The organism is Rhizobium sp. BG4, assembly GCF_016864575.1.
Taxonomy (GTDB): Bacteria; Pseudomonadota; Alphaproteobacteria; order Rhizobiales; family Rhizobiaceae; genus Rhizobium.
Map to the genome: position 1 here is coordinate 326,470 of NZ_CP044126.1, position 14,843 is coordinate 341,312.

7 protein-coding genes and 1 pseudogene are annotated in these 14,843 nt (G+C 63.8%); 2 read left to right on the forward strand and 6 right to left on the reverse strand.

The features are described from left to right. Positions 1-14: 14 nt before the first annotated feature. The 4 genes and pseudogenes from F2982_RS21640 to F2982_RS21655 all read right to left on the reverse strand — a co-directional run bounded on the left by F2982_RS21640 (position 15) and on the right by F2982_RS21655 (position 8,815). Positions 15-1,670, reverse strand: a complete 1,656-nt coding sequence (locus F2982_RS21640) for an Ig-like domain-containing protein (protein ID WP_246777650.1) — start codon at positions 1,668-1,670, stop codon at positions 15-17. A 119-nt stretch (positions 1,671-1,789) separates the two neighbouring features. Further along, positions 1,790-5,869, reverse strand: a pseudogene (locus tag F2982_RS21645) (Ig-like domain-containing protein); the annotation flags it as partial. 419 nt (positions 5,870-6,288) lie between these two features. Beyond that, entirely contained in the window at positions 6,289-7,707 is a 1,419-nt protein-coding gene (locus F2982_RS21650) for a TolC family outer membrane protein (RefSeq protein ID WP_203430844.1), read from the reverse strand. 241 nt (positions 7,708-7,948) lie between these two features. After that, complete coding sequence (locus F2982_RS21655) at positions 7,949-8,815, reverse strand: NmrA family NAD(P)-binding protein (protein WP_203430845.1); 867 nt, start codon at positions 8,813-8,815, stop codon at positions 7,949-7,951. Positions 8,816-9,039: 224 nt separating this feature from the next. Here F2982_RS21655 and F2982_RS21660 point away from each other — a divergent pair, with 224 nt between their 5' ends. Together F2982_RS21660 and F2982_RS21665 are read left to right on the forward strand one after the other, a co-directional pair. Next, complete coding sequence (locus F2982_RS21660; RefSeq protein ID WP_203430846.1) at positions 9,040-10,005, forward strand: helix-turn-helix domain-containing protein; 966 nt, start codon at positions 9,040-9,042, stop codon at positions 10,003-10,005. A 170-nt stretch (positions 10,006-10,175) separates the two neighbouring features. Continuing rightward, complete coding sequence (locus tag F2982_RS21665; protein ID WP_203430847.1) at positions 10,176-12,269, forward strand: carboxy terminal-processing peptidase; 2,094 nt, start codon at positions 10,176-10,178, stop codon at positions 12,267-12,269. A 44-nt stretch (positions 12,270-12,313) separates the two neighbouring features. On the opposite strand, the gene F2982_RS21670 is transcribed toward F2982_RS21665, so the two are convergent. Continuing rightward, positions 12,314-13,492 carry an amidohydrolase gene (locus F2982_RS21670; RefSeq protein ID WP_246777633.1) on the reverse strand — a complete coding sequence of 393 codons (1,179 nt, stop codon included), beginning with the start codon at positions 13,490-13,492 and terminating at the stop codon, positions 12,314-12,316. Beyond that, entirely contained in the window at positions 13,479-14,660 is a 1,182-nt protein-coding gene (locus F2982_RS21675) for a M24 family metallopeptidase (protein ID WP_203430848.1), read from the reverse strand. Before F2982_RS21675 ends, F2982_RS21670 begins: the two co-directional genes overlap by 14 nt. Between the last annotated feature and the right edge of the window lie 183 nt (positions 14,661-14,843).

Below are 14,843 nucleotides of genomic sequence, written 5' to 3' on the forward strand. Positions count from 1 at the left end.
CAATCTCCTAACCGTCACACGACAGGAAGCTTATGCGTGGTCAGATCGTCATCCGGCTTGATCGGCTCGAACGGATCGATCGTCACAGTCGCAGCAGTCTCGACGGGAGCCGCGACCTCGTGCGTCTCCACAGCTACCGGGGCCGCCGATCCCGTGTCCGTTGCCGGGGCATCGTGCGAGATGGCCGAAAGACCACTGAGATCGATCTCCTGGCCACCTTGATCCGGCACCAGCCCCGCCGTCTCGTCGCCGGTGGCATGGCTGGCTGAATCGCCGGTATCATGGGTGGAGCTATCAGTGCGTTCGGCCGTCGCATGCGTCGTCGCGCTGCTTGCGTCCACCGCATCGGTCTCGGCAAAAGCAAGGGTCGAGATGCTGGATGCCGCAGCCGTGGCGGACGAGGCGTCATGGATATCGACATCGATGCTCAGATCGGCGGTCAGCGCATTGCCGGTATCGGGGTCGAAGACCGTCACCGCGAAATGATCCGTACCGCCCGCCGCGACGCCGGTATCCGGCGTGTAGGTGTAGCTGCCGTCGGCATGGATCAGCAGTGTGCCGAAATCGCCGGTGACGCTGACGCTGCCATTGACCATCGCGTGCGCATGGCCGTCGAAATTGACCGAGCCGACCTGGAGGTCATCGACGCTGCCGGTCGCGGAGCTGGCGATGAAATTGCCGGTCGCCTTTTCTCCGACGCTGACATTGACCTGTTCCGTCAGATCCGTTGCCACCACGGATATGTCGCGTGTCAGGGCAACACCAATATTGACCCCGGCGTCGGGAACCAGCGTTGCGCGGTAGGTGCCGGCCGGTATGTCGTCGAGGCTGATCACGGCATGGGTGCTGCCCAGACCGAGCAGATCGAGATCGAGGATGCCGTTATGCACCTGATTGCCGAGATCGCCCGGACGCACCCAGGCGCCATTCTGGAAGCGCTCGATGATGACTGTGTAGCTGCTCAGCAGGCCGATCTGCAGCGCGCCCGATATCCCGAGATCGAGGGCGACATGGTTGTTTGCCCCACCGAGATTGAAGTTTACGACCGGCTGGTTTGCCGAGCCGAGGTTGACGCTTGCAAGATTTCCAATGTTGAGCCCGAGTAGATCGAACTGCGTATCGGATGCAGTGGAGGGCCTCGCTTCGGGGATATCCGTCACGGTGCGATCGAGCGTCGCCGTGGCGCTGGCATCGGTGAGCTGGAAGTCGAGCCCTGGCGCGAGAATGCTGCCGGGAAGCGAGATGTTGCCGGCGGTATCCCTGAGCTCGATCTCCAGAGCGCCGCCATCGACCTGCGCCGGCGACAGGCCGATACTAAAGGTGCCGTCGGCGTGAACCACGCCGGTACCGACGACATTGCCATCGGTATCAACGACGGTGACCGTGGTTCCAGCCTCGCCCGTGCCCGTCAGCTCGGTGCCCGATGCATTGACGGCAAGGCCTGTCGGCGCATCCGGTGGCAGCAGGTCCGGTGTCAGGATCGATCCGGGATCGGAGATATTGTGTGCGGCATCTTCGAGCACCACCGTCAGCGCGCCGCCATTGGCTTGTGCCGGGGACAGAGTGACGCTGAAGGCACCGCCTGCGGCCACGATCGCCGTGCCGACGGCGATGCCAAGGGCGTTATAGACCGTCGCCGTCGCACCTGCTTCGCCCTGGCCGGTGAGCAGGGTGCCGGTAGCGTTGACCGTAAGCCCGGTGGGCGCGGCCGGATCGACGAGATCGGGGTAGCCGCGGTGCCGGGATCGGAGATGTTTCCAGCGATATCCTTCTGCACCACCTGCAGGTCACCGCCATCGATCTGCGCCGGGGAGAGGCCGATCGTGAAGGCGCCACTGGCGCCGACAACGCCGGTGCCAACGACAGTGCCGGCGGCATTGGTCACGGTAACCGTTGCACCGACTTCGCCTTCGCCGGTCAGCGACGTCCCGGTCCCGTTGACGCCGAGCTCGGTCGGCGCGTCCGGGGCAGTGGTATCGGTGGTGGCTGTGCTTGCCGGATCGGAGTCGTTTCCGGCCGCATCCGAAAGCACGACGGAAAGGTTGCCGCCATCGGCCTGCGCGGGCGAGAGCGCCACATTGAAGACGCCGTTGGCGCCGACCGTGCCGGTGCCGACTTCGATACCGGCAGCATTGGTGACGGTGACGAGCGCGCCGGGCTCGCCTCTGCCCATCAGCGTTGCCCCGCCATCGTCGACGGAGAGATTGGTCGCCGCATCGGGCGGCGTCAGGTCGGGCGTCTCGGCAAAGCCCGGCTGCGATGTTCCGCCGGCTCCGGTCAGCACCACCTTGAGGTCGCTGCCATCGACCTGTGCCGGATCAAGCGGGATATTGAAGGTGCCATTGCCGCCGACCGTGCCCGTGGCGATGACCGTGCCGTCGGCACGCGAAACCGTGACCGTGCTGCCGGCGAGGCCGTCGCCAGTCAAGGCAGTTCCCTCGGCATTGACGATCAGATTGTCCGGTGCGGGCGGGGCATCAGGATCGGGCGCGAGCACCGTAGCCGCCGTGGAATCATTCCCTGCGGCATCCTCCTGCGTGACACTGAGTGTCTGCCCGTCGAGCTGTGCCTGCGAGAGCGCAACGCTGAAGGCGCCGTTGGCACCGACGAGGGCAGTGCCCAGCACGGTGCCGGAACCATTGGTCACTGTGACCGTGGCACCAACTTCGCCGACACCGGTGAGCTGCAGCCCACTGGCGCTGACCAGCAAACTGGTCGGCGGCTCCGGCGGCTGAATATCCGTCAAGGGCAAGGCCGTCGCCTGCGAGGCATTGCCCGCTGCGTCGGCCTGCACGATCTGCAGGGTGCCGCCCGCGGTTTGCGCCGGGCTGAGATTGATCGAGAAGCTGCCATCAGGCGCAACGAGCCCGGTGCCAACGGTAACCCCGTCGGCATCCTTGACGGTGATGGTCGCGCCGGCCTCGCCGTCGCCGGTCAGCACCGTCCGGGCGCCGTTGATCGCGACGTCGAGAGGAGCATCGGGAGCCGCGAGATCAGGTGTCGTTATCGAGGCTGTCTCGGACTGGTTGCCGGCGGGGTCGTCGAGCCTGACGGTGAGGTCGTCGCCATTGGCTTGCGCCGGATTGAGCGGGATTGTGAAGGTACCGTCGGTACCGACCGTACCGGTCGCCACCTCAGTGCCGGCTTCATTGGTGACGATCACCGTCGCCCCAGCTTCGCCGCGGCCAGTGAGCACAGTGCCGGTGGGATTCAGCGAGAGATTGGTCGGGGCGTCGGGCTCCAGCAGGTCGGTCGACGGCACCTGTTCGGGCGCCGAGGCATTGCCATCGGCGTCGGTCAGCGTGACGTTGAGATTGCCGCCATCCGTCTGCGGCGGCGCTAGTGCGACGGTGAAATTGCCGTCGGTGCCAACTGTTGCCGTGCCGATGGGATCACCACCGGCGTTGGTGACCGTAACGGTCGAGCCGGGCTCCCCCTTGCCGGTGAGACTGCCGCCATCGGCCGCGACGGCGAGATCGGTCGGCGCGTCAGGAGCGAGGAGATCGGGCGATGCGACGGTGGCTGCGGCGGATTGATTGCCCTGAGCATCCGTCAAACGGACTTCCAGGTCGCCGCCATCGGTCTGCGCCGGGGAGAGGCCGATCGTGAAGGATCCATCCGGCCCAACCGTCGCGGTGCCGATCACGGTACCCGCGGCATTGGTCACAGCCGCCGTTGCTCCGGGTTCGCCCTGGCCGGTGAGCACCGTGCCGGCATCATTGACATCGAGTCCGGCGACGGCTGCAGGCGGCGTTGCATCCACCGTCGCGGCAGTGCCAGGCTCTGACGTGTTGCCGGCCGTATCCTGAAGGGTGACCTCCAGTGGCCGCCCGTCGGCCTGCTGCGGGCTCAGCGGAACGGTGAAAGTGCCGCCCGCGCCGACAAGCGCGGTGCCGACGAGGACGCCGTCAGCGGTCGTGACCTTGACCGTCGTTCCGGCCTCGCCGCGGCCGGTGAGCACGGAGCCGGCGGGATTGACGACGAGATCGATCGGCGCATCGGGGGCGAGGTGATCCTGCGTCGGCGTCGAGGCGGCTGCCGACATATGGCCGGCAGCATCCGAGAGAGTGACCTGCAGATTGCCGCCATCCGCTTGGGCGGGTGCCAGCGCTATGTTGAAGGACCCATCCGGCGCCACAGTGCCGGTGCCGACGACATCACCGGCAGCATTCCTGACGCTGACAGTCGCGCCGGGCTCGCCACGGCCGGTCAGGGAGACGCCGGTGTCATCGACATGCAGATTGGTCGGAGCATCGGGCGCGATCAGATCGGGCGAGAAGACGATGCCGGGCTGCGACGTGCCATTGGCATCGGTCAGCACGACATGCAGCTCCCCGCCATTCGTCTGCGCGGGATTGAGCGTCACCGAGAAAGTGCCGTCTCCAAGAACGGTACCGGTACCGACCGTATCACCGGCGGCATTGGTCACCTTGACCTGAGCGCCCCCAGTGCCTTCGCCGGTCAAACCCGTCCCTTGCGCGTTGATGACGAGGCCGGTCGGAGCGGCCGGGGCATCCGGATCAGGTGCGAGGACCGAGCCCGGATCGGATGTGTTGCCCGCAGCATCCTTCAACACGACGCTCAGGGGCACGCCGTCGCTTTGCGCCGGGTCGATGGTCACGCTGAAGGTGCCGTCGGGATTGACCGTATTGGTACCGAGCACCGTGCCGGCGGCGTTGGTGACCGTGACGGTCGTCCCAGCCTCGCCGTGGCCGGTCACGACCGTTCCGGCATCGTTGACGAGCAGACTGGTCGGCGTACCCGGCGCCTCGGTGTCGGTGATCGTCAGGCCCTGCGGTGTGGAGGAATTGCCGGCCGCATCCTTCAGCACGACGTCGATCTCGCCACCATTTGCCTGCGGCGGCGCCAGCGATACCGTGAATGTCCCATTGTTTCCGACCGTTGCCGTGCCGATCGTGACGCCATTCGCATCGGTGACCGTGACGGTAGCGCCGGCTTCGCCGCGGCCGGTGAGCGTTGCGCCGCCATTGCTGACGGCAAGCTCGGTCGCGGCTTCCGGCGCCGCGAGATCGGGCGTCGTGACGTTTGCCGCCACCGAGACGTTATGCGCCGCATCCTCCAGGGTGACGGAGAGCGCGCTGCCATCTGTTTGCGCCGGATCGAGAGCGATGGAGAAGGCGCCGTTCGGGCCGACTGTGCCCGTCCCGACCACATCGCCATTCGCATCCTTCACCGTGACGGTGGCACCGGCTTCACCCAGCCCGCTCAGCAGCAATCCGGATGCGTTGACCGTCAGATTGGTTGCGGCTGAAGGCGGATCGGTATCCGCATCGGAGTCGGAATCTGCGTCGGCATCCGCATCCGCGTCCGCATCGGCATCAGCGTCCGCATCGGCGTCTGCGTCAGCATCCGCGTCGGCATCCGCATCTGCATCAGAATCCGCGTCGGAATCGGTGTCGTCATCCGAGCTGCCGCCACCACCACCCCCGCCGGCGGCGAGCGCGACACCGCCCGCGGCAAGAGCAAGAGGCAGCGCGATGCCGAGGAGGGATCCCGCGCCGGCACCACCAGCCGCCGCCCCGGCGCCGACGAGCTGGTCGACTGCGCCTGCGGGCGTGAAGGTGATATCGCCGGCTGCATCCGCATAGTCGCCCATCCAGACGTTTCCGGAGGAATCCTCGAGAACGAGTTCGCTCTGCTCGCCACCCTGGCTGTGATAGAAGCCCTGGACGTCGACTTCCTGGCCGTTCTGCAGATGGATGATGAGGTCGTCGCCGACGCGCGCGGTGGAGGCGATGTCACTGGGCGACAGGGCGAGCTTTACTGTGCTTGGCCCCTCGAGGACAATCTTGTCCTCCGCCACGGTTTCTGTCTTACCGCTCACCTTGTCCGAGACGATTGCGACCATCGATAGGCTCCTCAACAGCTTGGCGCCGCGTCATGCGGCCCCGATCCACCACCGCCTTGGCGGATGATGGCGTTCAAACATGTTGCCCTTGAGCGTTTTGCAGCCGCCTCCCACAGCGACGGACACCTGCTGCTCCATCGCCGCGTTGATGTCCACGTATGGTCAAAAACTGCCACAACCAGCGGAAGCTTCAACCGCGAGTCGGTGCCGGATTTCACTTAAAATTTAGGATCGGTGAAAGTTGCTGCTCAGTTTGAGAGCATTCCGTACCAAAATGGTACAATCTGCAGCCGTGTCTGCGGCGATTGTCTTGCCGCAACGACCCGCTTTGAGCCACTTTCGCCCTTGATATCAAGGCGATCGGCCGTCCGGAGCCGGATTGTTTCAAAAAAATTCGCAGGGAATTTCAATACGTCAGCTCAGATCGGCTTGGCGGAAGCGACTTTCTTAATGTTAGCGCTTTCATCACTCACTCCCGGTGGCGTGAGCCCAAAGACCTCTCTTAGTCGGCCTGATGCATAAGCACATTCTACATTCAACTTATAGAGGTCGAAACGCGTGTTGATTTCATCGAAGCGCGCCGAGTGAAGTTCCTGATCGGCATTCAGCACATCGAGCAATGTACGGGTGCCGAGATCGAGGAACTGCTTCTGATAGAGATCGCGTGTTTCGCGCATCATCGGCTGGCGCGACGCCAGCGATTTCTGCAGCGCCTCGAGGCTGATGACCTGGGCACTCGATTCATTCCAGCTCTTCTGCACATCGAAGAGCGCGGCGGCGACCGCCGCTTCCGATGACTGCGCCGCATATTTCGCGGCGTTCTGGCGGGCCTGGAACGAGCCGCCGTTATAGAGGTCGCCCTTGATCTTCAGACCGACGACGTAGTCGGGATCCTCGTTGCTGTCCCACATGTTGAATTCGCCGGATGCCTCGAGCGCCAGCGTCGGCAGCATCTCGGCACGGGCGAGCTTGACGCGGGCATCGGCCTCGCGCTTGCGGGATTTGGCAGCGACGACGGCCGGAACGATCTCGAAGATCGGCGTCGCCCCGGCGCAGGCCGTCTGCAGCTTCGAGGGCATCGATGCGCCGAGCTGCACGGGCGAGGTGGCGCCCACCAGTGCATTCAGGGCGCTGGCCCAACGCTGCTTCTGCGCGCCGATCTCGATCGCCCGCGATTCAGCCGATTGCACCCGGGCCTCGGCCTGCAGCTTGTCGGAGCGCGTGCTTGCGCCCTGATCGGTGCGTGCGGCCACAAGCTTCCCGATCGCCTGGACGTCGCCGATCTGATCGTTGGCGACGACAGCGAGCTTTTCGGCCCGTAGCACCTCGACGGATGCCAGCGCCGTTTCCCGGATGACATCGTCGACGCTCGCCAGGAACTCGGCCTTGCGCGCATCCTCAAGCGCCGATTCCGCCTCGACGCGCCCGGAGACCTTGCCGAAATCGTAGATCATCTGCGTCGCCGTCAGATTGAAGCGCGGCGCCCAGTCTCCGCGATCGTTGTTCTCGGCTCCGAGATTCACGCCGCCGCCGACCGAAGGCAGATAGCCGGACTTCGCATCGGCGATCAGCTCGCCCTGTTCCTTGATCTTGCCCGCAGCCTCGCGAATTGCAGGATGCCAGTTGATTGCGCGCCGAACAGCCGATTCCACATCCGTCACCGGCTCCAGCGAACGGCCGGTCGTGGCTGGCGGCGGCGATGACACCGTGCTGTTGCCACTCGAGATAGACCCGGTCGTACGCGGGTCCGTTGCCGGCGGCTTCTGGGCGCAGGAGGCTTGGGTAAGGGCAATCGCAGCGAGGAGGCTGAGGGCCAGCGGCCGGCGACCTGAATGCATTCCGGGAGCTCCATCAACTGGAGATCAAAATTGCAACCGGCCCACGCATTACCAACGGCTGGCGATGAATCCACGCACTTGGATGACGCAACTATAGGTGATTCGTCAATTTCTGCAAAAGCTTAGCGAAGGCCTCGTTCTGCGATCGAGCGCAACTGGCGGGCGACTGGAGCGTGCGGACCGATTTTATCCATCCGCTATCGCGCATTTTCTAATGAAACTTCCAGTCGCCGCGCCCCTATCAGAGCCAGACGGCGCGGTGCTTGTCGACGAATTCTGCGAGCGTCATCGGCGCCCGGCCGGTTATCCGCTCGACAAAATCGCTGGTGCCCGCCATCAGCCCGTCACGATGCATTTCGGCAATCGCCTTGATGTGCTGCGTCAGGAACGGGATGTCCTGGCCGGCGACTTCGAGGACCCATTGCTCGCCGGTAATTGTCTCGTAGCGCACCGTCTTGCCGAGCGTATTGCCGACGGTCTCGGCGATCTCGGGCGGCGTCAGCTCAACAGGACCGGTCAGCGGATAGGTCTTGCCAGCGTGACCGGTGGGATCGGCAAGAATGGCGGCGATGACGGCGCCCTGATCTTCGGCGGCGATCGGTGCGAAGCGGCCCGTTGGCTGGAAGGCGACGGCGTAGCGGCCCTCGCGGATCATCTTGCGCATGTAGAGCAGCCATTCGCAGAAGGCGGTCGGATGCAGGTGGGCGACCGGCGTTCCCGCCCGATCGAAGATGCGTTCCGCCAGCCAGTGCTGCTGCGCCGAGTCGCTCGGCGCGTCGGAGCGCGCAGTCTTCTGTGACATGTTGACGATGAATTCCGCGCTGGCTTCCAACGCGGCCTGTGCGAAATGCGCCGTGGCCTGCACCAGGCCCGGCCGCATCGGATAGACGAAATAGGCACGCTTGATCCCGTCAAAAGCCCGGCGGACAGCACGGAAATCCAGAAGATCAGCGACGAAGACTTCAGCGCCAAGAGCCTTGAGCTGCCCAGATCGGCCATCTTCCTTGTGCGCCAAGGCCCTGACGCCGAAGCCTTTCTCCAGGAGGATTTTCGCGGCGGCGCTGCCCGTCGCGCCGGTAGCACCGCCGATCAGGATGGTGGGTTGCATGAAATTGATCTCCGTAAGTGAAATGATGCCGGCTCGTCTGCCTGCGCACCAACCTAACTCCTGGCGAACACGTGGCTATGGGCGTAAATGCCAACTTTGATATGATTCACGCCAATGCGCCTCGGCGATCGTGCCAGTCGGGCAGGGGAGGGTTGCGCGGCCTCTAGCCATTTCCAGCGAAAGCGCATAGTGTCGTAAAAGATAGTATCGAGGTCATTCACGCCATGCGCATTGCCGTCCTCGCCCTGGAAGGGCTGTTCGATTCCGGGCTCACGGTCACGCTCGACGCCTTTGCCACCGCAAACTCGCTGTCGGGAAAGCTGCTCGGCGGGACGCCGCGTTTCGATGTCACCGTCGTCGGCGTACGCAAGAAGGTCACCTCGGCGCAGGGGCTGATCATTCCGGTGAAGCCGATCACACCGGATCTGAAACCCGACTGGATCATCGTGCCCGCCCTCAGGGCAACGACGCCCGAGACATTGCTGCCATCGCTGCAGCGGCCGGACGTTCGCCAGGCCAAGGCCCAACTTCTGCAATGGCATCAGGAAGGTGCGCAGGTCGGCTCGTCCTGCATCGGAACGTTCCTGATTGCGGATGCCGGTCTTCTCGACGGGCGGGAAGCGACGACATCGTGGTCGCTCGCGCCGTTCTTTCGCCAGCGCTATCCGAAGGTTCTGCTCGATGAGACCCGTATGCTCGTTCCCTCGGCAATCGGCGTCACGGCCGGTGCCGCCATGGGGCATCTCGATCTCGCCCTTTGGCTGATCCGCAAGGCCAGCCCGGAATTGGCGTCGCTGGTATCGCGCTATCTTCTCGCAGATATCCGCTCGTCACAGGCCTTCTACATCATTCCCAATCATCTGGCGCAGGCCGACCCGCTGATTTCGCATTTCGAGCGATGGTCGCGCGATCACCTACAGGAAGGCTTCTCGCTGCAGGAGGCCGCCAAGGCGCTCGGCACCAGCACCCGTTCGCTTCAGCGGCGCTGCCAGGCGGTGCTCGGCAAGTCGCCGCTCGCCTATTTCCAGGATCTCCGGGTCGAGCGGGCACAGGCGCTCCTTCATGGCAGCGGTATGGATGTGGAAGCCATCGCCACCGAGGTCGGCTATGTCGACGGCGCTACGTTGCGTACACTGCTGCGAGACCGGTTGGGGCGAGGGGTCCGTGAACTCCGGGCCGATCTGCGCTGAGTTTGCGGCTCACATTTAAAGCCGGAAAAGGCAACGATTGGCCGGGCCCAGCTCAACAATCACGAAATGCTTATCGGCAAAGATGCGCCCGCCCGGTTGCGAAAAAGCCATAATTGTTCCACCTACATCATTGTTTCGAAACGCGGCACCCAGAGTTGGATCAGAGCGGAATGCGCATACACTACGGAATATTCGGTCTTTTCCTTGCAGTTGCGCCGTCCGCGTATGCCCTGGAAGCTGCCCCGCCTGTCCTTGAGCCGCTGAAGCAGCAGGGCCAGGCAGCCCAGATGAGCGCGCAATTTCTGACGCGCTACAGCTACCGGCCGGTTCCGCTCGACGATGATCTCTCGGCCAAGATCATGGATAGCTACATCAAGGCGCTCGATCCCGACCGGACGATTTTCCTGCAGACGGACATCGATAAATTCATGGCCGACAAGGGCAAGATCGATGATGCGATCGCCCAGCAGAACCTGCAGATCCCGTTCTCGATCTTCAATACCTATGAGAAGCGGGTCGTCGACCGCATGAATTATGCGCGCGGCCTCCTCAAGCAGAATTTCGATTTCAACGCGCACGAGGATTTCGCCGTGCTGCGCGACAAGGCGCCGTGGCCGAAATCCGAGGCGGAGGCCGATGATCTCTGGCGCAAGCGCGTCAAGAGCGACTGGCTGCGCCTTAAGCTCGGCGGCAAGGATGACGCGGCGATCCGCGATACGCTCGACAAGCGCTACGAGAATACGCTGGAGCGCGCCTACAAATACAAGAGCGAAGACGTCTTCCAGACGTTCATGGACGCCTATGCGACCTCGGTCGATCCGCACACCGATTATTTCGGCGCGGCGGCTTCCGCCGATTTCGATATTTCGATGAAGCTTTCCCTGGTCGGCATCGGCGCCGTGCTGCAGGAGCGCGACGACTATACGACGATCCGCGAGCTCGTTCCCGGCGGTCCGGCACAACTGTCCGGCAAGCTTGCCGTCGGCGACCGTATCGTCGGCGTAGGGCAGGGGGAAAAGGGTCCGATCAAGGACGTGATGGGCACGCGCCTCGACGAGGTCGTGCAGATGATCCGCGGCGAGAAGGATTCCGTCGTGCGGCTCGATATCCTGCCGGCTGAGGCCGGCGCGGAGGGCAGCCATCACATCATCAGCCTGGTGCGCGACAAGATCAGTCTCGAAAAGCAGGCTGCCCGCAAGGACATTCTCACAGTCAAGGACGGCGACGCCACGCGCAAGGTCGGCGTCATCACGCTGCCGGCCTTCTATGAGGATTTCGAAGCGCGCCGGAAGGGCGACAAGGATTACAAGAGCGCCAGCCGCGATGTCGCGAAGCTTCTGCTTGAGCTGAAGCAGGAGGGCGTCGACAGCGTCCTGCTCGACATCCGCAACAATGGCGGCGGCTCGCTCAGCGAAGCGATCGACCTGACGGGCCTGTTCATCGGCAACGGCCCGGTCGTGCAGCAGCGCGGCAGCGACGGCAAGGTGGCCGTGCAGAAGGCAGACTTCAAGGCTCCGGTCTGGAGCGGCCCGCTTGGCGTGCTGATCAATCGCGGCTCGGCTTCGGCTTCCGAAATCTTTGCAGCGGCCATCCAGGATTACGGCCGTGGCGTGATCATCGGCGAGCAGAGCTTCGGCAAGGGCACGGTGCAGACCGTCGTCGACCTCGACGAAATGGCCAATAACAGCAAGCCGAAGTTCGGCGAACTGAAGGTCACCATCGCGCAGTTCTTCCGCATCAATGGCGGCACGACGCAGCTGCGTGGCGTAACCCCCGATATCAGCCTGCCTGGTCTTTCGGACCCGTCGACCTTCGGCGAGACGAGCTATGACAACGCGCTGCCCTGGACGCAGATCAAGGCCGCGAAATATTCGCCGGAAGGCGACGTCACGGCGATGCTGCCGGAATTGCTGAGCCGACACGACGCGCGCGTGAAGAACGATCCTGATTACAAGAGCCTGCTGGAAGACATTGCCGACCTGAAGGCGCAGCGCGAGAAGGGCACCATTTCGCTGAACGAGGCCGAGCGCCGCAAGGAGTTGGCAGCCCGTGAGGCCCGGCTGAAGTCCCGCGCAGCGGTGACCGGTGGCGACGACCCCGATGCCGACGACGGCCTGCAGTCGAACGAACGCAGTCTGAGCGCCGATCTCGCGATCGAAAATGCCCGCAAGAAGGCAAAGGACGTGCTCTTGACCGAAGCTGCCGCCATCGTCTCCGACGAAGCGGATCTGCTGCAGGCGTCGCCGAAGGCCGCTCAGAAGTAAATGAAATGGCGCGCCGGTGGAAAGCCACCGGCGCCGCTTCCAACTCAGACGCCGAGCGCCTCGCATGCCACCTTGGCAATCGTCTCGGCGCCGATTCTCAGCGCGGCTTCATCGACCCGGAATTGCGGATGGTGCAGCGGGTATATCGAGCCCTCGGTCTCGTTGCGAATGCCGAGCCTGAAATAAACCGATGGCTGCTTCTCGCTGTAGAAGCCGAAATCATCAGCCGCAGTCCAGCCGGGCGCCGCAATCGACGTGCCCGCCCCGAAAAGCTGATCAGCCGCCGACGAGACGAGCTGCGCCAGCGCCGCGTCATTGACGACAGGCGGCTCTCCCTCGATCAGCTTGAACTCGACCGTTGCGCGGTGGGCGGCGGCAAGCCCCTGCAGGATTTCATGAACCCGCTCGCGGGCCCGAAGCCGGGTAGCCGGGCTGCCGCTGCGGATCGTTCCCTTCAGCCGCACGGTATCGGCAATGACGTTATAGGCGCCACCTCCCTCGATACCGGTGATCGACACCACCAGGGGATCATAGGCATCAGTTTCCCGAGCAACGATCTTCTGCAGTTCCGAGACCATGGCGCAGGCCGCGGCAATCGCATCGACTCCTTCCGCCGGTTTCGCGGCATGCGCGGAGGTGCCCCTGACGATGACATCGAAAATATCGCTCGCCAGCGTATAGGGTCCGCCAGAGACCGAGATCTTGCCGGTCTCGGTATAGGGATCGACATGGATGCCGATCGCCGCGTCGATATCATCAAGCAGGCCTTCCTCCACGATACGCCGCCCGCCGAGCGGCTCGGCTTCCTCAGCCGGCTGGAAGATGAAGCGGACCGTCCCGGCAAAGCTGTCACGATGCCGGTGCAGGTGAGTGGCCGCGGCAAAGACCATCGCCGCATGCGCATCGTGCCCGCAGGCGTGCATGACACCGGATTTCGCCGAAGAGAACGCAACGCCCGAGCGCTCCTCGATCGGCAGCGCGTCGATATCGGCGCGCACCGCGACCTTGCGGTTGGAGAAGCCGCCGGTACCTGCAATGTCGACCGAAAGGCCGTAACCCGCGACATCACGGATATCAGCCAGTCCCTCGGCCTCAAGCTGTGCTCGAAGATAGGCCTGGGTTTCGGCCTCCTCGTTGGAAAGCTCGGGATTGACGTGGAGGTGCCGGCGCACGGCAATCATCCGCGCGACAAGCTCGGCAGCCAGCTGATCAGGCCTTGGCATGGATTTCTCTCGGCAGGTTGGTCAGCGTCTCAGCGCCGGTCGCGGTCACCAGAATGGTCTCGCTGACCTCGATGCCCCATCCATCCATCCACATGCCCAGAATGGAGTGGATGACATTGCCGGGCTGCAGCACGCTCTTGTCGCCGGGGCGAAGGCTGATCGTGTGCTCGCCCCAATCCGGCGGGTAGGCGACGCCAATCGAATAGCCGATGCGCGACTCCTTCTTCAGACCATAGCGCTCGATGACCCCGCGCCAGGCGAGCTCGACATCTTCAGCCAGCACACCCGGCCAGATTGACGCGAGAACGGCTTCCATGCCCTCAAGCACCGCCTTTGCCGTCTCGGTCACCTGAGGAGACGCCTTGCCGAGCTGCATGGTGCGCGCCAGACCCGCCGTATAGCGGCGGCAGACACCGGCAAGCTCAAGCGCAATGGTCTCGTCCTTGCCGAAACGGCGGTCGCTCCACATGATGTGCGGCGCCGAGGCGTTCTCACCGCCGAGGATGGTCGGGGGCAGGGCAGTGATATCGCCTGCATAGTCGGCACTTCCGGCCACCTGCGCGGTCTGGATCTTGGCGATTGCATCGCATTCGCGCACACCCGGCGCAATCGCATCATAGGCCGCCGTCACCGCCGCTTCCGCCAGACGCGATGCCTTCCTGAGATAGCCGATTTCGGCCGGGCTCTTCACCGAGCGTATCCAGTTGACGAGGAGATCGGCATCGACGAACGTCGCGTTCGGCAACCCGGCGACAAGGCGCGCATGCGCCTTCGGCGAATAGTAATAGGCCTCCAGCTCGATGCCGATCCGGCGTCCACCCCAGCCTTTCGAGACGATCCATTGCGCGATCCAGTCCATCGGATGGCGATCGGCCTGTTGCACATAAGGTTCGGGGAAGCCGACGACATTTTCGGGCTTCATCCAGGCCGTCAGCAAGCCGCCCGCCGCATCCATGGCACGCCCGAGCCAGACCGGCTCGGCGCCATCTTCGACCGGCACCAGCACCGTCTGCGGCGTATAAAAAGACCAGCCGTCGTAACCGGTTATGTAATGCTGGTTCGCGACGTCGTTGATCACCAGAAGCTCAAGCTCGCGCCTGCGCATCTCGACGCGGATCTTTGTGAGCCGCTCCTGGTATTCCTGCCGTTCGAACGGTAGCTGGATCATTCTTGCCCCTCTCTATGACTGCCGTTGCGCTGCCTCGCGCACCATACCCGATGACAAGAGCTTGGCACCTGAGCCGCAAACTTTTGGTCTAAAATAGTGGCGCCGCATAGACGATCTCTCTTTTCGCGCCGGCGCTTCTTGAGAAGGCGGAGACCAAAGGCTACCGTTCGAGACCTTCAAGAC